Below are 20,201 nucleotides of genomic sequence, written 5' to 3' on the forward strand. Positions count from 1 at the left end.
GGGCTGCCCCCTGCTTCAGGCCGGTTCCGTCGTCAAAGGCCGGTGCGGCGTGTGAGTGTTCGCCAACCATTGCGGCAGCAGCGATCCGACCACCATGCCCGCGAACGAGCACAGCACGCCTGCCAGCTGGGCCGGAAACGCACTGCCCCAGGGCATCCACAGGAACAGCAGCCATATGCCGATGCCCAGGACGATCGAGGCGATGGCGCCCTGGGTGGTGGCGCGGCGCCAGTACAGGCCGCACACCAGTGGCACGAAGGCGCCGACCAGCGGCACCTGGTAGGCGCCCGACACCAGTTCGTAGATTGGCGTGCCCTGCATGCGGATGGCGTAGGCAAGCACCGCGGCGCTGAACAGCAAGACCGTGATGCGCATCGTCATGAGGTTCTGGCGGTCGGTGCCGGCGGGGCGGAACTGGCGCCAGATGTTCTCGGTGAAGGTGACGCTGGGCGCCAGCAGCGTGGCCGAGGCGGTCGACTTGATGGCCGACAGCAGCGCACCGAAGAACAGCACCTGCATCACGAACGGCATCTTCTGCAGCACCAACGTGGGCAGCACCTTCTGCGGATCTTCCTTCAGCAGGGTGGCGGTCTGCTCCGGCATGATCAGCAGCGCGCTGGCCACCAGGAACATCGGCACGAAGGCGAACAGGATGTACGCCAGGCCGCCGATCACCGGCCCGCGCTGCGCCGCCTTGGCACTGTTGGCGGACATCACGCGCTGGAAAACGTCCTGCTGCGGGATGGAGCCCAGCATCATGGTGATGGCGGCCGCGAGGAAGAAGACCATGTCGTGCCAGTTGGGTTCGGGCCAGAACTTGAAGAGGTCCTTGCTGACCGCGAAGGCCACCACCTTGTCGGCGCCGCCGGCCATGTTGCCCGCGAACATCGCGATCACGGCAAGGCCGGCCACCAGGATGATCATCTGGATGAAGTCGGTGACGGCCACCGACCACATGCCGCCGAACAGCGTGTACGCCAGGATCGAGACCACGCCGATCACCATGCCCACGGGAATGCTGATGACGCCGCCCGACAGCAGGTTGAACACCAGCCCCAGCGCCGTGACCTGCGCCGACACCCAGCCCAGGTAGCTCAGCATGATGATGAGCGAGCAGGCCACCTCGACGCCGCGGCCGTAGCGCTCGCGGTAGTAGTCGCTGATGGTCAACAGCGTCATGCGGTAGAGCTTGCCCGCGAAGAACAGGCCCACCAGGATCAGGCAGGTGCCCGCGCCGAACGGGTCCTCGATCACGCCGTTGAGCCCGCCCTCGATGAACTTGGCCGGAATGCCGAGCACCGTTTCGGAGCCGAACCAGGTCGCGAAGGTGGTCGTGACGATCATGTAGAGCGGCAGGTGCCGCCCGGCGATGGCGAAGTCGGTGGTGTTCTTCACCCGCTTGGCGGCATAAAGACCGATCGCGATGGTGACCAGCAGATAGACGATGACCAGCGTCAGCAACACGGCAGAAACTCCTCTAGAACAGACGCACGCGCACCAGCAATTGCATGGCGAGCAACCCCAATACAAAACCTATGCCACCGTAGACGATCGTCTGCAGCAAACGGTTGGTGCGTTTCTGCTCGGCCAGCAGTTCGAGCAGCTCGCGGCGGTTGTCGACCGGCCGATTTTCGAGGAAATCGTGCAGCAGGCGCGGCAATTGGGGCAGCAGCTTGGCGTACCGCGGCGCCTCGGCCTTGAGCTGCTGGAACAGCTTTTTGGGGCCGATCTGGTCGACCATCCATTTCTCGAGAAAGGGCTTGGCCGTGGCCCAGAGGTCGAGCTCGGGATCGATGTTGCGGCCCAGGCCCTCGATGTTGAGCAGCGTCTTCTGCAGCAGCACCAGCTGCGGCTGGATCTCGACGTGGAAGCGGCGCGAGGTCTGGAACAGGCGCATCAGCACCATGCCCAGCGAGATTTCCTTCAGCGGCCGGTCGAAGTACGGCTCGCAGACGGTGCGGATCGCCGCCTCCAGCTCGTCGATGCGGGTGCCCACCGGCACCCAGCCGCTCTCGAGGTGCAGCTCGGCCACGCGCTTGTAGTCGCGCCGGAAGAAGGCCACGAAGTTCTGCGCCAGGTATTCCTTGTCCGACTCGGTCAGCGTGCCGATGATCCCGAAGTCCAGCGAGATGTAGCGCCCGAAGGTCTCGGGCGCCAGGCTCACCTGGATGTTGCCGGGATGCATGTCGGCATGGAAGAAGCCGTCGCGGAACACCTGCGTGAAGAAGATGGTGACGCCGTCGCGCGCCAGCTTGGGAATGTCGACGCCGGCCGCGCGCAGGCGGTCCATCTGCGCAATGGGCACGCCCTTCATGCGCTCCATCACGATGACTTCCGGATGGCAGAAGTCCCAGAACATCTCGGGGATCAGCACCAGGTCGAGTTCGGCCATGTTGCGGCGCAGCTGGGCGGCGTTGGCCGCCTCGCGCACCAGGTCGAGCTCGTCGTGCAGGTACTTGTCGAACTCGCCGACCACCTCGCGCGGCTTCAGGCGCTTGCCGTCGGCCGAGAGGTTCTCGATCCAGCCGGCCATCATGGCCATCAGCGCCAGGTCTTTCTCGATCACGCCGCGCATATTGGGACGCAGCACCTTCACCGCCACTTCACGCAACTCGCCCTGGTTGGTGCGGATGGTCGCGAAGTGCACCTGCGCGATCGACGCGCTGGCGATGGGCGTTTCATCGAACTGCACGAACACGTCGCCCACCGGCCGGCGGAACGCGCGCTCGATGGTGGCGATGGCCACCGCCGACGGGAACGGCGGCACGCGGTCCTGCAGGAAGGCCAGTTCGTCGGCGATGTCGGGCGGCAGCAGGTCGCGCCGGGTCGACAGCACCTGGCCGAACTTCACGAAGATGGGGCCGAGCCGCTCGAGCGCCTCGCGCAGGCGCTGGCCGCGCGGCGCGTCGAGGTTGCGCCCGAACGAGACGACGCGCGCCACCACGCGCAGCCAGGGCTTCTGGAAGCTCGTGAGCACGAGCTCGTCGAGGCCGTAGCGCAGTGCGACCCAGACGATGAACAGGCCGCGGTAGAAGCGCCTCATTCGGCCGCGCTCGCCGAGCCGCCAGCCTTGGCCGAGCGATCGCCGACGAACTGGCGCAGCGCGCCCACGACGCGCCGCACGCCGTTGCCGAGCGTGTGAGCGGGCACGTCGCCGATCAGGCGGGCCAGGTCGTCCTCGACGTCCCAGCGCACGTGATCGACCAGCCAGTTGACCTCGGCCGCCAGCTGCACGTCGCCGATGATCTGCACGGCCGGCTTGTCGCCCCGCAGCGTGGCGCGGGCGATGTCGAAGGGGGATTCGTCGATGACGGTGAGCGTCAGTTCAGGCACCGAGCCCTCAGGTGCCAGGTCGAGCAGGCCGGCCGGCGTGGCCACCAGTTCCATCGTCACGAAGCGCCACTGGAAACGCACCACCCGCCCCTGCTGGCGCAGCAGCCGCTGCTGAGCCTCGGGCTCCTGCTGCAGCACGTGGTTCAGGAACAGGACCGCGCGATGCTGGATCTCGTGGACCGCCCAGTCCGGGGGCTGCAGACGCTCGCCGATGCGATTGAAAAGGTCGCCGAGAAAAGAAAATGGGGACGATGGTGTGGCCATGTCCCCATTATCCCGTCACTGTAGCGCCCCGCGACCCATGGACCACATGCCCTTTTCCAGAAACACCGCGGAACCGGCTTTGCCGGGCTGCTGGTGTTGCCCCCGGCAGGGGGCAGGAGAAGCGACACGAAGTGCGCGAAGCCTTGGGGGGCGAGCCTTTATTTACTGCAGTGCCTGCACCCCAGCCACGAGCCAGCCGCTGTTGCCGCTGGTCGGCTTCGTCATGTTCCACACTTCGCGGAACGGACCCGGGCCGGCCGAGGCGTCTTCGCGGATCATGCCGGAGAACTCCACGCTGGCCATGTAGGCGTCGGGCAGTTCCTCGATGCCGAGCAGCTTGGCGTCGAGCATCACGACTTCGGTCTTGTTCGAGGCGCCGCCCGTGTGGCTGGCGCGGTCGGCCAGCTGGGTACGGATCTCGTCGACCATGCCGTCGGTCATCATCGAACGCAGCATCGAGACGTCGGCGCGGTCCCAGGCATCCTGCAGTGTCACGAAGTTGCGCTTCGCGGCGCCGAGGAAGCCGTCGACGTCGAAGCCCGCGGGGATGCCCCAGGACTGCGAACCGCCGAGCGCCGAGCCGATCATGCTGCCACCGGCCGCGGCACCCGCTGCCGAGAGGCTGCTGCCGTGCGGCGCGTCGTTCGACGGGGTGGCGTCGAAGGCGGCGGCATTGCGCTCCCATGGACGTGCCGATGCGTCGTTGCCCACGTTGGCCGGGCTGTATTGCGCCGGCGCGCTGGCATTGCTCGGGCTGGCGCCCGCACCCTGGAAGGCGAAGCCGCCCTGGCCGTTGCCGGCAGGCTGCGAGCGCGACTTGATCATGCGCCACACCACCACCGCGGCAAGCACGAGCAGGCCGATCAGCAGGATGTTGCCGAAGCCGGCGCCGAGGCCGAGCGAATGCGCGAGCCATGCGAGGCCCAGGCCGGCGGCCAGGCCGCCGAGCATGGCGCCCCACGGACGCTTCGGCGCGGCCGCCGCGGGTGCGGGCGTTGCGGGCTTCGCCGCCGCCGCATTGGTCGCGTTCTGCTGCGTGGGTGCGCCCGGCGCTGCGGGAGGCGTGGCCTGGCGCTGCGTCACGTTGGACGACTGGCGTCCGAACGACTTGCCGCCGCCCATGCGCGCAGCCTCGGCCTGGACACTGACCAGCACCAATGCAGCTGCCAAAAACAAAGAACCCAAACTCTTCATGTCGTCTCCTCTGAGCGAAAGATTCGCGTCATCAACACTTGATTCCAACATGGAGGGCGGCGATTCCCCCAGTCATGTTGTGATAGTCCACATGTCCGAAACCGCCCTCTTTCATGAGGGTCTTGAGCTCCTCTTGCGAGGGATGCATCCGGATCGATTCGGCGAGGTAGCGATAGCTCGCGTCGTCGCCGGCCACCAGCTTGCCCAGGCGTGGCAGCACGTTGAAGGAGTACCAGTCGTAGGCCTTGGCGAGCGGCTTCGCGACCTTCGAGAACTCGAGCACGAGCAGCTTGCCGCGAGGCTTGAGCACGCGGTTCATTTCCTTGAGCGCGATGTCCTTGTGCGTCATGTTGCGCAGGCCGAAGGCCACCGTCACCACGTCGAAGTGGTCGTCGGGAAAGGGCAGCTTCTCGGCGTCGCAGACCATGGTGGGCAGCGACACGCCGGCGTCGAGCAGACGGTCGCGGCCGGTGCGCAGCATGGCTTCGTTGATGTCGGTGTGGACCACCTGGCCGGTGGCGCCGACCTTCTTCGCGAAGGCGAGCGCGAGGTCGCCGGTGCCGCCCGCGATGTCGAGCACGCGCGAGCCCTCGCCCACGTTCGCGACCATCACGGTGTATGCCTTCCAGGCGCGGTGCAGGCCGGCCGACATCAGGTCGTTCATGACGTCGTAGCGCGAGGCGACCGAATCGAAGACGCCGCGCACGCGGCGTGCCTTCTCGCTTTCGTCGACCGTTTCGAAGCCGAAGTGTGTGGTACTCATGCAACCGATGTTAGGCCGGAAGCCCTCACATCAAGCCGACGACCCCGCGCGTACGGCGGACATTTGTTGCTTTTTCCGCCCGTCCTTCCTGGACGCAGGGCTATCTTTTCGAGAGCACCGCGCAGATTCGCGGCTCAGTGGCTGCCGCAGGCGTGGCCGCCCTTGTCGAGCATCGGCGTGTCGCGCTCGACGCCCGCTTCGGCCAGCCGGCGCTCGTAGGCAGCCCACAGCTCGGCCTGCTTCGCGCCCAGTTCGTAGAGCAGGTCCCACGAGTAGATGCCGGTGCTGTGGCCGTCGCTGAAGGTCGGCTGCACGGCGTAGTTGCCGACCGCTTGGAGGTCGACGAGTTCGACGTCGCGCTTGCCCGTCTGCAGGATTTCCTGGCCCGGGCCGTGGCCCTGCACTTCGGCCGACGGCGAGTAGATGCGCATCAGCTCGAAGGGAATGCGGAAGGTCGTGCCATCCGAGAAGCCCACTTCGAGCACGCGCGACTGGCCATGCACGGTGATCGACTGCGGCGTCGGTGCGCCCTGTTTCAAGCCTGCCATCAGAAGCTCCTTGTACCCAGGCGTTCGATCATCGCAGCCTCGACGGCCGGCAGGCGCGCGGCGACATGCGCCTCGTGCGCGGTATTCCGTGCGCGCTGCACGGGTGCCCATACCGAGCCCGGGAAATGGCTGTCGTCGGCGAAACGCGCAATCACGTGCCAATGCAGGTGCGGCACCATGTTGCCGAGCGCGGCGATGTTCACCTTGGCGGGATGCAGGTGCTCGCGCAGGCACTGCTCCACCGCCACCACCGCGTCCATGCACAGCGCGCGGCCGGCGGCGTCGAGATCCGAGAACTCCGGCGCATGCGCGCGCCAGATCACGCGATAGAAGGCCGGGAAACCTGCCTCTTCCGCGTGGACGACGCGCAGCTTCGCACCCTCGAACACGACGCGTCCGCCAGGGCCTTCGCAGAGCGGGCAGCCTTGCGCCGTCATACCAGCACCCGCTCGATCCCGCCCTGGTTGGCCGCGGCCACGTATTCGGGCATCCAGTCCTTGCCGAGGAGCTTGTTGGCCATCTCGACCACGATGTAGTCGGCCTCGAGCAGTCCGTTGTTCAGGTCGTTGCCGTAGCGCGAGAGGCCTTGCAGGCAGCTCGGGCAGCTGGTGAGGATCTTCACGTTGTCCTTCGCGCCGACCTTGCCGCTGTCGCGCAGCGCGGCCTCGCCCTTTTTCAGCTCTTCTTCCTTGCGGAAGCGGATCTGCGTCGAGATGTCGGGCCGCGACACGCCCAGCGTGCCCGACTCGCCGCAGCAGCGGTCGTTCTTGAGCACGTTGTCGCCGACCAGCGCCTTCACGGTCTTCATCGGGTCCTGCTGCTTCATCGGCGAATGGCACGGGTCGTGATAAAGATAGCCGCCACCGCCGGCATCGGCCAGCGTGATGCCCTTCTCCAGCAGGTACTCGTGGATGTCGATGATGCGGCAGCCCGGGAAGATCTTGTCGAACTGGTAGCCCTGCAGCTGGTCGTAGCAGGTGCCGCAGCTCACCACCACCGTCTTGATGTCGAGGTAGTTGAGCGTGTTGGCCACGCGGTGGAAAAGCACGCGGTTGTCCGTGATCATCTTCTCCGCCTTGTCGTACTGGCCGCTGCCGCGCTGCGGATAGCCGCAGCACAGGTAGCCCGGCGGCAGCACCGTCTGCACGCCCGCGTGCCACAGCATCGCCTGCGTGGCAAGGCCGACCTGCGAGAACAGGCGCTCCGACCCGCACCCCGGAAAGTAGAAAACCGCCTCGGTTTCCGACGTGGTCGCCTTCGGGTTGCGGATGATCGGCACGTAGTCCGCATCCTCGATGTCGAGCAGCGCGCGCGCCGTCTTCTTCGGCAGGTTGCCCGGCATCTTCTTGTTGATAAAGTGGATCACCTGCTCCTTGACCGGTGCCGGGCCGAGCGTGGCCGGCGGCGCCGAGGTCTGCTTCTTCGCGAGGCCGCGCAGCAGGTCGTTGGCCAGGCGCTGCGCCTTGAAGCCCACGCCCACCATGCCCGCGCGCACCGCCTTGATGGTCTGCGGATTGGTCGCGTTGAGGAAGAACATCGCGGCCGCGTTGCCTGGGCGGAAGCTCTTCTGCCCCATCTTGCGCAGCAGGTTGCGCATGTTCATCGACACGTCGCCGAAATCGATCTTCACCGGGCACGGCGTGAGGCACTTGTGGCACACGGTGCAGTGGTCGGCCACGTCCTCGAACTCCTCCCAGTGCTTGATGCTGATGCCGCGCCGCGTCTGCTCTTCGTAGAGGAAGGCCTCCACCAGCAGCGAGGTCGCGAGGATCTTGTTGCGCGGGCTGTAGAGCAGGTTGGCGCGCGGCACGTGCGTGGCGCACACCGGCTTGCACTTGCCGCAGCGCAGGCAGTCCTTCACGCTGTCGGCAATGGCGCCGATGTCGCTCTGCTGCATGATCAACGACTCGTGCCCCATGAGGCCGAAGCTCGGCGTGTAGGCGTTGGTCAGGTCGGCGTGCAGCGTCTGAGCCTGGCCTGCCGGCGCACGCAGCAGCTTGCCCTTGTTGAAGCGGCCTTCGGGGTCGACTTTGGCCTTGTACTCGGTAAACGGACGCAGCTCCTCGTCGCTCAGGAATTCGAGCTTGGTGATGCCGATACCGTGCTCGCCCGAGATCACGCCGTCGAGGCTGCGTGCCAGAGCCATGATGCGCACCACCGCGGCATGCGCGGTCTGCAGCATGTCGTAGTTGTCGCTGTTGACGGGGATGTTGGTGTGCACGTTGCCGTCGCCCGCGTGCATGTGCAGCGCGACCCACACGCGGCCCTTGAGCACCTGCTTGTGGATGGCCGCGCATTCGGCAACGATGGGGGCGAACTCCACGCCGCTGAAGATTTCCTGCAGCGGCTGGCGCAGCTGGGTCTTCCAGCTGGCGCGCAGGGTGTGGTCCTGCAGCTGCGGGAACAGCGTGTCGACGTCGCGCAGCCATTCGGCCCAGAGCGCGCGCACGCCCTGCACCAGCGCGACGGCCTGCGCCACACGGTCTTCGAGCAGCTCGGCCGCCGGGATTTCATGCGCGTCGTCGGTCTTGCCCAGCGGCAGGTTGCCGCGCAGCAGGAAGGCTTCGAGCGCGTCGGTGAGCGCGAGCTTGTTCTGCAGCGACAGCTCGATGTTGATGCGCTCGATGCCGTCGCTGTACTCGGCCATGCGCGGCAGCGGGATCACCACGTCCTCGTTGATCTTGAAGGCGTTGGTGTGCTTGCTGATGGCGGCCGTGCGCTTGCGGTCGAGCCAGAACTTCTTGCGCGCCTCGGGGCTGATGGCGATGAAGCCTTCGCCGCTGCGCGAGTTGGCGATGCGCACCACTTCCGAGGTGACGCGGGCCACGTCATCGGCGTCGTCGCCGGCGATGTCGCCGAACAGCACCATCTTCGGCAGGCCGCCGTGCTTCTTCGACTTAGTGGCGTAGCCCACGGCCTTCAGGTAGCGGTCGTCCAGGTGTTCGAGGCCGGCCAGCAGCACGCCCGAGCGCTTCTGCTCGGCGAACATGAAGTCCTTGATCTCGACGATGCTGGGCACGGCGTCCTTGGCATTGCCAAAGAACTCCAGGCACACGGTGCGCGTGTGCGCGGGCATCTTGTGCACCACCCAGCGGCAGCTGGTGATGAGGCCGTCGCAGCCCTCCTTCTGGATGCCCGGCAGGCCCGAGAGGAACTTGTCGGTCACGTCCTTGCCGAGGCCCTCCTTGCGGAAGGTGCGCCCCGGAATGTCGAGGCGCTCGGTGCGCAGCTTCGTCTTGCCGTCGGCCGCGTAGTACTGCAGCTCGAACACGGCGCTCTCGGCGTCATGGATCTTGCCGAGGTTGTGGCCGATGCGAGTGACTTCGAGCCATTCGGCCTGCGGCGTCACCATGCGCCACGAGGCGAGGTTGTCGAGCGCGGTGCCCCAGAGCACGGCCTTCTTGCCGCCGGCGTTCATGGCGACGTTGCCACCGACGCACGAGGCCTCGGCCGAGGTCGGATCGACGGCGAACACGAAGCCCGCGCGCTCGGCCGCATCGGCCACCCGCTGGGTGACCACACCGGCTTCGGTCCAGATGGTGGGCACTTGGGCTTCGAGGCCGGGCAGCGAGACGTGTTCGACCTCGGTCATCGCCTCGAGCTTCTCGGTGTTGATGACCACGCTCTTCCATGTCAGCGGGATGGCGCCGCCGGTGTAGCCGGTGCCGCCGCCGCGCGGGATGATGGTCAGGCCCAGCTCGATGCAGCCCTTCACCAGCAGCGCCATCTCGGCCTCGGTGTCGGGGCACAGCACCACGAACGGGTACTCCACGCGCCAGTCGGTGGCGTCGGTCACGTGCGAGACGCGCGACAGGCCGTCGAACTTGATGTTGTCCTTGGCCGTGAGCCTGCGCAGCGCGCGCGTGGCCTTGCGGCGCAGGGCGGCGACCTCGCGGAACTTGGTGTCGAACGCGGCCACCGCCTCGCCCACGAGGCCGGTGAGTTCGCCCACGAGCTGGTCGCGCGGCAGGTCGCTGTCGGGGGTGCGGCGCTTCTGCACCTCGGCCAGGCGGTGCCGCAGGGCATCGACCAGCTGGCCGCGGCGGCGCGGGTTGTCGAGCAGGTCGTCGACGAGGTAAGGGTTGCGCTGGACGACCCAGATGTCGCCGAGCACTTCGTAGAGCATGCGCGCCGATCGGCCGGTGCGGCGCTCGGCGCGCAGGGTCTGGAGCAGTTCCCAGCCGCGCTCGCCCAGCAGGCGAATCACGATCTCTCGGTCGGAGAAGCTGGTGTAGTTGTACGGGATCTCGCGCAGTCGTACGGGCTCTGCGGCCTGTGACAACAGCGTATTCAACGCGGTCGGAGCATTCATCGGGTGGGGCCCTTGGCCAGGCGCTGCGCGCCCATGTAGCCGGGGGGATGATTTTAAGGCAGGGCTTGGGGTCTTGCCTTGGGGTCCCGGCGTTGTCCTTGTGCCAGGGGCGTCGCGCGGGCTGGGCCGTACCGCATACCGGACGCCTGTCGTGGCTTTGATGCCGCTGCCCTCACCCCAACCCTCCTCTGGAGGGAGAGGGAGCAAAACCGGGAGCGGGCTCCAAGGAAAGGGGCACAGCACCCAGCGCCGTACCCGGGGAAACCCAAATCAGAACAGCACGCGGCTGCGGATCGTCCCGCTCACCTTCGCCAGCTTCTCCAGCGCCAGGTCGGAAGAAGCCGCGTCGATGTCCATCACCACGTAGCCGATCTTCTCGTTCGTCTGCAGGAACTGCGAGGAGATGTTGATGTTGTTGTCCGAGAAGATCTTGTTGATCTCGGACAGCACGCCCGGCACGTTGCGGTGGACGTGCAGCAGGCGGTGCTTGCCCGGGTGCGCCGGCAGCGCCACCTCCGGAAAGTTGACCGAAGAAGTCGAGGTGCCGTTGTCGCTGTACTTGACCAGCTTCTCGGCCACTTCCAGCCCGATGTTGGCCTGGGCCTCCATCGTCGATCCGCCGATGTGCGGCGTCAGGATCACGTTGTCCAGGCCCCGCAGCGGCGACAGGAACTCGTCCTTGTTGGTGCGCGGCTCCACCGGAAACACGTCGATGGCGGCGCCCAGCAGCTTCTTGCTCTGCAGGGCCTCGGCCAGCGGCTCGATCTCGACCACCGTGCCGCGCGAGGCGTTCAGCAGGATGGCGCCCGGCTTCATCGCGGCGATCTCGGCCGCGCCGATCATCCACTGCGTGGCCTGGGTCTCGGGCACGTGCAGCGTCACGATGTCGCTCTGCGCCAGCAGCTGGTGCAGCTCGCGCACTTGGCGCGCATTGCCCAGCGGCAGCTTGGTGACCACGTCGAAGAAGGCCACATGCATGCCCAGCGCCTCGGCCAGCACCGACAGCTGCGCGCCGATCGAGCCGTAGCCCACGATGCCCAGCGTCTTGCCGCGGATCTCGAACGCGTTGTCGGCCGACTTGAGCCAGCCGCCGCGGTGCGCCACCGCGCTCTTTTCGGGCACTCCGCGCAGCAGCAGGATGGCTTCGGCCAGCACCAGCTCGGCCACCGAGCGGGTATTGGAGTAAGGGGCATTGAAAACGGCCACGCCGTGCTCGCGCGCCGCCTCGAGGTCGACCTGGTTGGTGCCGATGCAGAAGCACCCGGCGGCCACCAGCTTGTGGGCGGCTGCGAACACCTCGGCCGTCAGCTGGGTGCGCGAACGGATGCCCAGGAAGTGGACATCGGCGATCTTGGCCTTGAGTTCGGCGTCGGGCAGTGCGCCCGGCAGCGACTCGATGTTGGTGTAGCCGGCGGCGCGCAGCACCTCCACGGCCGAGGGGTGGATGCCTTCGAGCAAGAGGAACTTGATCCTGCTTTTGTCGAGGGAGGTTTTGCTGCTCATGGCGGTCTCGCGGAAGCCCCGGCCATGGCGACAAGCTAGGCCAGAAAAAGGGAGGGCGATGCTAGCATGGTGCAGCGCAGCATGCAGGGTTGTCGCCCGCGCCGGGCATGAGGCCAAAGGGGTTTCCCTGATTGGAAGAAAGCAGCGCTCCGTGCGCCAATGTGACGCGGCTGTGTCATGCACATGCCCTAGCATCCGCGCTTTCCATTTTCCCCTTCAGGAGTCTTCATGCGATTCAAGACGCTCGCGCTGGCATCGGCGTTGGCCGCCACCACGCTGTTCAACGTGGCGCAGGCCCAGACCGAGATCCAGTGGTGGCACTCGATGACCGCCGTCAACAACGAATGGGTCAACGACCTGGCCAAGCAGTTCAACGAGAGCCAGAAGGAATACAAGGTCGTGCCGACCTTCAAGGGCACGTACGACGAATCGATGACGGCGTCCATCGCGGCCTTCCGCGCCGGCAACGCACCGCACATCCTGCAGGTTTTCGAAGTGGGCACCGCCACCATGATGGCCAGCAAGGGCGCGATCGTGCCGGTCGGCCAGGTCATGAAGGACGCGGGCGAGAAGTTCGACCCGGCCGCCTACATCCCCGCCGTGGCCGGCTACTACACCGCCCCCAATGGCCAGATGCTGAGCTTCCCCTTCAACAGCTCGACCACCATCTTCTATTTCAACAAGGACGCCTTCAAGGCCGCCGGCCTGCCCACCGACAAGGCGCCGTCGACCTGGCCCGAAGTGGTCGCCGCCGCCGCCAAGCTCAAGGCCAGCGGCCACAAGTGCCCGTTCACCACGGCCTGGCAGAACTGGACGCAGGTCGAGAGCTTCTCGGCCTGGCACAACGTGGAGTTCGCGAGCAAGTCCAACGGCCTGCAGGGCCTGGACGCGCGCCTGAAGGTGAACTCGCCGCTGCACCAGCGCCACATCGAGAACCTGGCCAGCATGGCCAAGCAGGGCCTGTTCATCTACAAGGGCCGCGGCAACGTGCCTGAAGCCTCGTTCGTCTCGGGCGAGTGCGCCATGATCAACACGTCCTCGGGCTTCTATGGCAACGTGGCGAAGAACGCCAAGTTCGCCTACGGCCTGGCGCCCCTGCCCTACTACCCGGACGTGCCGGGCGCACCGCAGAACACCGTGATCGGCGGCGCCAGCCTGTGGGTCATGTCGGGCAAGAAACCGGCCGAGTACAAGGGCGTGGCCAAGTTCTTCAGCTTCATCTCGACGCCTGAAGTGCAGTCCGCCAGCCACAAGCGCACGGGCTACCTGCCCGTGACCATGGCCTCGTACAAGCTCACCGAGGACTCGGGCTTCTACAAGCAGAACCCCGGCACCGACGTGGCCGTGACACAGATGATCCGCAAGGTCACCGACAAGAGCCGCGGCATCCGCCTGGGCAACTACGTGCAGATCCGCGCCATCGAGGACGAAGAGCTCGAACAGGTCTGGAACGGCAAGAAAACCGCCAAGGAAGCCCTCGACGCCATCGTGACCCGCGGCAACGAGCAGCTGGAACGCTTCCAGAAGGCCAACAAGAGCTGACGATCGACAACCGGACCCCTCGCGTGTCCGGCTAACATCGCCCGCCCCCGTCCGCGCTTGCGCAAGAGCGGGCCGGGCGGGATTTTTTATGTAGAGGGTTCATGGAAAAACGCGTTTTCTTTCGCTCGGGCTGGTTGCCCTGGCTGCTGCTGGCACCGCAGATGGCGGTGATCCTCGTGTTTTTCTTCTGGCCGGCGGCACAAGCCATCCTGCAATCGATGCAGCAGCAGGACGCATTCGGCACATCCGTCGACTTCGTCGGGCTGCAGAACTTCAAGGACCTGTTCCACGACCCGGCCTATGGCGAGTCGTTCAAGACCACCGCCGTCTTCTCGGTGCTGGTGGCCACCATCGGCCTGAGCCTGTCGCTGACGCTGGCCGTCTTTGCCGATCGCATCGTGAGCGGGGGCATGTTCTACAAGACCATGCTGATCCTGCCCTACGCCGTGGCGCCCGCCGTGGCAGCCGTGCTCTGGGTCTTCATGTTCTCCCCTTCGCTGGGCGTGGTCGCCTATGCGCTCGGCAAGATCGGCATCGACTGGAACCACCTGCTCAATTCAAAGCACGCGATGACGCTGATCGTGATGGCCGCGGTGTGGAAGCAGATCTCGTACAACTTCCTGTTCTTCCTGGCTGGCCTGCAGTCCATTCCCAAGTCGCTGATCGAGGCGGCGGCCATCGACGGCGCGCGCCCATGGCGCCGCTTCTGGACGGTGCAGTTCCCGCTGCTGTCTCCCACCACCTTCTTCCTGCTGGTGATGAACGTGGTCTACGCGTTCTTCGACACCTTCGCCATCGTTCACGCGGCCACCGAAGGCGGTCCGGGCAAGGACACGGAAATCCTCGTCTACAAGGTCTATCACGACGGCTTCAAGGCGCTGGACCTGGGTGGCTCGGCCGCGCAGTCGGTCGTGCTGATGGTGATCGTGATCGCGCTCACCATCGTGCAATTCCGCTACGTCGAGAAAAAGGTGCAGTACTGACATGGTTGAAAGAAGAAGCACTCAGGGCGTCCTGGCCCACGTGGTGATGATCCTCGGCGTCCTGATCGTCGCCTTCCCCATCTACCTCGCCTTCGTGGCGTCCACCCACACCGCACAGGAAATCGTGCAGCGGCCGATGCCGCTGCTGCCGGGCTCGAACATGCTCGACAGCTACAAGGGCGCGCTCTTCGGCCGCGCGAGCAGCGCAGGCTCCAACGCCCCGGTGGCCCACATGATGTGGGTCAGCCTGGTGACGGCACTGGTCATCGCCATCGGCAAGATCGCCATCTCGCTGCTGTCAGCCTTCGCCATCGTCTACTTCCGCTTCCCCTTCAAGAAGATCTGCTTCTGGGCGATCTTCGTGACACTGATGCTGCCGGTGGAAGTGCGCATCCTGCCCACCTACAAGGTGCTGTCGGACCTGAGCATGCTGAACAGCTACGCGGGCCTCACGGTGCCGCTGATCGCGTCGGCCACGGCCACCTTCCTGTTCCGCCAATTCTTCCTGACCGTGCCCGAGGAACTCACCGAGGCATCGCGAATGGATGGCGCGAGCCCGATGCGCTTCTTCTTCGACGTGCTGCTGCCACTGTCGAAGACCAGCATTGCCGCGCTCTTCGTGATCCAGTTCATCTACGGCTGGAACCAGTACCTGTGGCCGCTGCTGGCGGTCACCAACGAGGACATGTACCCGATCGTGGTCGGTATCAAGCGGCTCATCGCCGGCGGTGACGGCCAGAACGAATGGAACGTCGTGATGGCCACCGCCATCCTCGCCATGCTGCCGCCCGCGCTGGTGGTTGTGCTGATGCAAAAGTGGTTCGTCAAGGGCCTTGTTGATACAGAGAAATAGGCTCGCCCCCAGGCTTCGCGCACTTCGTGTCGCTACGCCTTCCCCCCTACCGGGGGCACCACCAGCGGCCCGGCAAAGCCGGTTCCGCGGTGGTTTTGGAAATAACAGCGCCTCGTGGTCGAGGCCGAAATCGAGAAGAACATGGCTGCACTTTCCCTACGCAACGTCATCAAGCGCTACGGCCACGGGCCGAAAGCCAACCAGGTCATCCACGGCGTGAGCGCCGAGATCGCCAACCATGAATTCATCGTGATCGTCGGCCCCTCGGGATGCGGCAAGTCCACGCTGCTGCGCATGGTGGCCGGCCTGGAGGAAATCTCGGCCGGCGAGATCGCCATCGGCGGCAAGGTGGTGAACCAGCTCGAACCCTCCGAGCGCGACATCGCCATGGTGTTCCAGAACTACGCGCTGTACCCGCACATGAGCGTGTTCGCGAACATGGCCTACGGCCTGAAGATCGCCAAGGTACCGGTCGATGAGATCAAGGTGCGCGTCGACAAGGCCGCGAAGATCCTCGAACTCGGCCACCTGCTGGAGCGCAAGCCGCGCGAACTCTCCGGCGGCCAGCGCCAGCGCGTGGCCATGGGCCGCGCCATCGTGCGCCAGCCGCAGGTTTTTCTGTTCGACGAACCGCTGTCGAACCTCGACGCCAAGCTGCGCGCGCAGACGCGCCTCGAAATCCAGAAGCTGCACCGCGAACTCGGCATCACCTCGCTGTTCGTCACGCACGACCAGGTCGAGGCGATGACGCTGGCGCAGCGCATCATCGTGATGAACGGCGGCGTGATGGACCAGTTCGCGACGCCCGAAGAGGTGTACTCGCGTCCGGCGACCACCTTCGTGGCGAGCTTCATCGGCTCGCCGCCGATGAACCTGCTCAAGCATGCGCCGGGCGTGCGGCCCGGCCAGATCCTGGGCATCCGCCCCGAACACCTGAAGCTCGACGAGAGCGGCTGGACGGTGCAGGTCGAGCAGGTCGAGCTGCTGGGCGCCGAGCGCCTGGTGTACGGCCGCATCGGCGATGAGCAGATCATCATGCGCACTGACGAAGGCGACCATCCGCCGGTGGCAGGCGACACGGTGAAGATCGCCGCACGCGAAGACAAGCTGCACTGGTTCGACGCCGGCTCCGGCAAGCGCGCGGACTAATGCTCGCCCCCAGGCTTCGCGCACTTCGTGTCGCTTCTCCTACCCCCTACCGGGGGCGACACCAGCGGCCCGGCAAAGCCGGTTCCGCGGTGTCCCACGAAGAAGCCGAAAGCCAACTCAGGAAATGATCATGAATTCCTGGCCCTACCCCCGCTGGGTCGCTCACCGCGGCGCCGGCAAGCTGGCTCCCGAGAACACTCTTGCCGCGTTCCGGCTCGGCGCGGCATACGGCTACCGCATGTTCGAGTGCGACGCCAAGCTCAGCGCCGACGGCGTGCCCTTCCTGATGCACGACGCCACACTGGACCGCACCACCAGCGGCCACGGCACCGGCGGCGCCCAGCCCTGGAGCGCACTGGCGCAGCTCGATGCGGGCAGCTGGCACTCACGCGCCCATGCGGGCGAACCGCTGCCCACGCTGGAGAACCTCGCGCGCTACTGCCTGGCGAACGGCCACCTGCTGAACATCGAGATCAAGCCGACGCCGGGCGTCGAGCGCGAAACCGGCGAGGTGGTGGCGCGTGAGGCTGCGCGCCTGTGGCAAGGCGCGGCCGTACCGCCGCTGCTCACGTCCTTCCAGGTCGAATCGCTGAAAGGCGCGCAAGCGGTGCAGCCAGAGCTGCCGCGCGGTCTGCTGCTCGACACGCTGTGGAACGGCTGGCTCGAAGCCGCGCAACAGTTGGGTTGCGTGGCCATCGTCTGCAATCACGCGCTGTGGGACGCCGCAGTAGTCGCGCAGGTGCACGGCGCCGGCATGCGCGCGCTGAGCTACACGGTGAACGACGAATGGGCGGCGCAGCGGCTGATCGGCCTGGGTACCGATGGCATCATCACTGACCGGGTCGACCTGTTCAGCCCGACCGGCTGAGGCGCACGTTTCTTACAGGCTCTTACCTCATGGCCGCTTCTATGATGCGGCCATGAATCGGACCTCTCGCCTGGCGGGCTTCGGCCTCGCCATCCTGCTGGCCCTGTCGGTGTGCGGCGCGTTCGCGCAGCCCGATGCCAGCATGAACGCCGGCACCGGCAATCCCAACAACAGCGCCAACACCGCCGCCGCGGCAGCCCCCGCGCCCACCGTGGCTGAACTGCGGGCGCAATTCAACAAGCTCACCGCCGACCCGGGCAAGGGCGGCGACGCCGAGGACGACCCGCGCAAGCAGATCGGGCAGATCAACGACATCGGCGCGCAGGCGGACAAATTCGTCGCCGCGCGCACCGGCGACCTCGCAGACCTCAACGCACGCCTGGGCGAGCTCGGCAACCCGCCCGCTGCCGGCAGCACCGAAGACCCCGGCATCACGCGCCAGCGCGCGCAGCTGACGAAGGAGCGCAACGCGCTCGACGCCGACATCCGGCTTGCGAAGCTTCTGTCCATCGACGTGCGCCAGCGCGGCGCCGACCTGGTCACGCAGCGGCGCGCACTGTTCGAGGCCCAGCTCACCGAGCGCGCGGCCTCGCCGCTCACCGAGGCCTTCTGGAACGACCTGCAGGAGGCCTGGCCCGACGACCTGGCACGGCTGCAGGCCATGGGCACGGCCCTCGGCAACGGCATCGAACAGGCGCTGGCACCCGCATCGCGCACGGCGGTGATCGCCGCGCTGATAGGCGCGCTGCTGTTGGCCTTCCTGGGCGTCTGGGGTGCCGAGCACCTGCTGGCGCGGCTCTCCATGCGGGTGCTGCCGGCCGGCAGGCTGCGCCGCTCGTTGCTGGTGATCGCCATCGTCGCGAGCCACGTGCTGCTGGTGGCGGTAGCCGCGCACGGCTTCGTGGAAGTGCTCAAGACCTACGCCACCTGGGACCCGCAGGCGCGCAAGGCGCTGCAATCGGCGGCGCAGGCGCTGACCTTCATGGCCTTCGTCATCGGCCTGGGCCGCGCGCTGCTGGCCACTTCGCGCCCCTCATGGCGGCTGCCGCCGATCCCCGACGCCACGGCCAGCCGGCTTGCCGCGCTGCCCTGGCTGGTGGCGCTGGTGGCGGCACTGGCCTGGACGCCGGCCGAGATCAATGCGCTGATCGACGCCAGCTTCGCCGCCGTGGTGACCACGCATGTGCTGACGGCGCTGGTGCTGACGGCCCTGGTGGGCACGGTGATCTACCGGCTCAAGGCGCTGCGCGCCGATGCGCCCGAGGCCGGCCTGCCCGAGCGGCCGATGTGGGTCGGCCTGCTGGTGGCGCTGATCGGCATGCTGATGATCGCCATCTGGGTGCTGGTGGCGCTGGGCTACGTGGCGCTGGGCAGCTTCCTGGCCTCGCAGCTGACCTGGAGCGGCATCGTGGCCGCTGCCTTCTACGTGCTGTTCAAGTTCGCCGACGACGTGTTCATGGCCAGCGTAGCCTCGCGCAGCACCTTCGGCCAGAAGCTGCAGAAGAGCTTCAGCCTCGCACCGCAGACGCTGGACCAGGCGGCCACGGTGCTGTCGGGCATCAGCCGCGTGGCGCTGTTCGTCTACATGCTGATCGCGCTGGCCGCGCCGCTGGGCACATCTCCGAGCGAAGTGTTCCAGCGCAGCGGCAAGCTCGGCACCGGCGTGAAGGTAGGCGAATTCCAACTGGTGCCGGGCGCGATCCTGAGCGCGGTGGCGGTGGCGGTGTTGGGCTTCATCGTCCTGCGCATCTTCAAGCGCTGGCTCACGCGCAGCTACCTGCCGAACACGCAGTTCGAGCCGGGCATGCAGAACTCGATCACCACGCTGCTGGGCTACGTGGGCGGCATCATGGTGATTGCGTTCTCCCTGTCGGCGCTGGGCATCGGCATCGAGCGCATCGCGTGGGTGGCGAGCGCGCTGTCGGTGGGCATCGGCTTCGGGCTGCAGGCGATCGTGCAGAACTTCATCTCCGGGCTGATCCTGCTGGCGGAGCAGCCGGTGAAGGTGGGCGACTGGGTGGTACTGGGCACGGCCGAGGGCGACGTGCGGCGCATCAACGTGCGCGCCACCGAGATCCAGCTTGGCGACCGTTCGACACTCATCGTGCCGAACTCGGAGTTCATCACCAAGACGGTTCGCAACATGACGCTGGCCAATGCCGAGGGCCGCGTGCTGATCCGCCTGCCGATGCCGCTGACCACCGACGCGCAGCGCGTGCGCGATCTGATCCTCGCGGCCTGCAGGGGGCACGAAGGCGTGCTGGAAACGCCGGCGCCGTCGCTCACGCTCGAGGGTATCGAGAACGGGCTGCTGATCTTCCAGGCGATCGCCTATGTGGCGAGCCCCCGGCTCGCGGGCGGCGTGCGCAGCGACCTGCTGTTCGTGATCCTCGACGAGCTCAGGAAAGCCGCGTTGCCGATGGCGACGCCGACCACCTTCATGATGGCGCCCTCCGAGCCGGGGGGGGGGGCGCGGGCACCCGCCACGCCCTCCTCCCCGTCCCCGGGCAGGCGTCCCTGTGCCGGGGGGGGGCGGGGGGGCGGGGGGGCCCGCCGCCGCAGCCCGGAGTCGATCGGCCCTATCGGCGCCAGCCGCGCATCGCCAGCCACTGGACGGTGCCGCAGGCCACCACAAGCGCAGCGTAGGTCGCCATCATCCCGTCGCGCCCGAACACCACGAGGCCGATCACCGACACGCCGACACCCACGGCAAAGGTCAGCGCCCACTGCACCCACCAGCGCGGGACGCCGGCGCGCCCGCCGCCCAGGAACCGGCCGGCAAGAGCCAGCACCAGGGCCAGGAAGGCCGCCGGAGCGACGAAATTGAACAGGTGATCGAGGAGGGCCAGCAGGTCCATCGGAGGGAATTGCGCGTGCGCCGGGACATGC

15 protein-coding genes are annotated in these 20,201 nt (G+C 66.7%); 6 read left to right on the plus strand and 9 right to left on the minus strand.

The genetic code is table 11. The annotated features are described in order from the left end of the window. Nucleotides 1-15: 15 nt before the first annotated feature. The 9 genes from ACCC97_RS17255 to serA all read right to left on the minus strand — a co-directional run bounded on the left by ACCC97_RS17255 (nucleotide 16) and on the right by serA (nucleotide 11,917). Nucleotides 16-1,464, minus strand: coding sequence for a sodium:solute symporter family protein (locus tag ACCC97_RS17255; RefSeq protein ID WP_413334039.1), 1,449 nt, complete (start codon nucleotides 1,462-1,464; stop codon nucleotides 16-18). Between the two features lie 13 nt (nucleotides 1,465-1,477). Then, a complete protein-coding gene (ubiB, locus tag ACCC97_RS17260; RefSeq protein ID WP_413314793.1) occupies nucleotides 1,478-3,043 on the minus strand; it encodes a ubiquinone biosynthesis regulatory protein kinase UbiB in 1,566 nt (521 codons plus the stop codon). After that, nucleotides 3,040-3,597 (minus strand): SCP2 domain-containing protein, encoded by a 558-nt coding sequence (locus ACCC97_RS17265; RefSeq protein WP_007837122.1) that lies wholly within the window; start codon nucleotides 3,595-3,597, stop codon nucleotides 3,040-3,042. The genes ubiB and ACCC97_RS17265 overlap by 4 nt, the downstream gene beginning before the upstream one ends. A gap of 162 nt (nucleotides 3,598-3,759) precedes the next feature. After that, nucleotides 3,760-4,791 (minus strand): Tim44 domain-containing protein, encoded by a 1,032-nt coding sequence (locus ACCC97_RS17270; protein WP_007837121.1) that lies wholly within the window; start codon nucleotides 4,789-4,791, stop codon nucleotides 3,760-3,762. A gap of 31 nt (nucleotides 4,792-4,822) precedes the next feature. Further along, nucleotides 4,823-5,554, minus strand: coding sequence for a bifunctional demethylmenaquinone methyltransferase/2-methoxy-6-polyprenyl-1,4-benzoquinol methylase UbiE (gene ubiE / locus ACCC97_RS17275; protein WP_007837120.1), 732 nt, complete (start codon nucleotides 5,552-5,554; stop codon nucleotides 4,823-4,825). A gap of 134 nt (nucleotides 5,555-5,688) precedes the next feature. After that, nucleotides 5,689-6,102, minus strand: coding sequence for a gamma-butyrobetaine hydroxylase-like domain-containing protein (locus ACCC97_RS17280; RefSeq protein WP_007837118.1), 414 nt, complete (start codon nucleotides 6,100-6,102; stop codon nucleotides 5,689-5,691). Next, complete coding sequence (locus tag ACCC97_RS17285; protein WP_007837117.1) at nucleotides 6,102-6,539, minus strand: HIT family protein; 438 nt, start codon at nucleotides 6,537-6,539, stop codon at nucleotides 6,102-6,104. The genes ACCC97_RS17280 and ACCC97_RS17285 overlap by 1 nt, the downstream gene beginning before the upstream one ends. After that, nucleotides 6,536-10,414, minus strand: coding sequence for a DUF3683 domain-containing protein (locus ACCC97_RS17290; RefSeq protein ID WP_413334042.1), 3,879 nt, complete (start codon nucleotides 10,412-10,414; stop codon nucleotides 6,536-6,538). The genes ACCC97_RS17285 and ACCC97_RS17290 overlap by 4 nt, the downstream gene beginning before the upstream one ends. A gap of 270 nt (nucleotides 10,415-10,684) precedes the next feature. After that, a complete protein-coding gene (gene serA / locus ACCC97_RS17295) occupies nucleotides 10,685-11,917 on the minus strand; it encodes a phosphoglycerate dehydrogenase (RefSeq protein ID WP_007837115.1) in 1,233 nt (410 codons plus the stop codon). Between the two features lie 228 nt (nucleotides 11,918-12,145). On the opposite strand from serA, the gene ugpB reads away from it, so the two are divergent. The 6 genes from ugpB (at nucleotide 12,146) to ACCC97_RS17325 (ending at nucleotide 20,139) form a co-directional block, all read left to right on the plus strand. After that, entirely contained in the window at nucleotides 12,146-13,459 is a 1,314-nt protein-coding gene (ugpB, locus tag ACCC97_RS17300) for a sn-glycerol-3-phosphate ABC transporter substrate-binding protein UgpB (protein WP_007837114.1), read from the plus strand. A 101-nt stretch (nucleotides 13,460-13,560) separates the two neighbouring features. Continuing rightward, nucleotides 13,561-14,442 (plus strand): sn-glycerol-3-phosphate ABC transporter permease UgpA, encoded by an 882-nt coding sequence (gene ugpA, locus ACCC97_RS17305; protein WP_007837109.1) that lies wholly within the window; start codon nucleotides 13,561-13,563, stop codon nucleotides 14,440-14,442. Between the two features lies 1 nt (nucleotide 14,443). Continuing rightward, a complete protein-coding gene (gene ugpE, locus ACCC97_RS17310) occupies nucleotides 14,444-15,295 on the plus strand; it encodes a sn-glycerol-3-phosphate ABC transporter permease UgpE (RefSeq protein WP_007837107.1) in 852 nt (283 codons plus the stop codon). 141 nt (nucleotides 15,296-15,436) lie between these two features. Continuing rightward, nucleotides 15,437-16,444, plus strand: coding sequence for a sn-glycerol-3-phosphate ABC transporter ATP-binding protein UgpC (gene ugpC / locus ACCC97_RS17315; RefSeq protein WP_413334044.1), 1,008 nt, complete (start codon nucleotides 15,437-15,439; stop codon nucleotides 16,442-16,444). A gap of 124 nt (nucleotides 16,445-16,568) precedes the next feature. Next, nucleotides 16,569-17,312, plus strand: coding sequence for a glycerophosphodiester phosphodiesterase (gene ugpQ, locus ACCC97_RS17320; protein ID WP_413334046.1), 744 nt, complete (start codon nucleotides 16,569-16,571; stop codon nucleotides 17,310-17,312). Nucleotides 17,313-17,364: 52 nt separating this feature from the next. Further along, the gene (locus ACCC97_RS17325) at nucleotides 17,365-20,139 is read left to right on the plus strand and encodes a DUF3772 domain-containing protein (RefSeq protein WP_413334048.1); all 2,775 of its coding nucleotides are present in this window, start codon (nucleotides 17,365-17,367) and stop codon (nucleotides 20,137-20,139) included. Nucleotides 20,140-20,201: the final 62 nt, after the last annotated feature.

Origin of the sequence: Variovorax sp. Varisp85, assembly GCF_047304045.1 — a bacterium.
In the GTDB taxonomy this organism is placed as follows: Bacteria; Pseudomonadota; Gammaproteobacteria; order Burkholderiales; family Burkholderiaceae_C; genus Variovorax.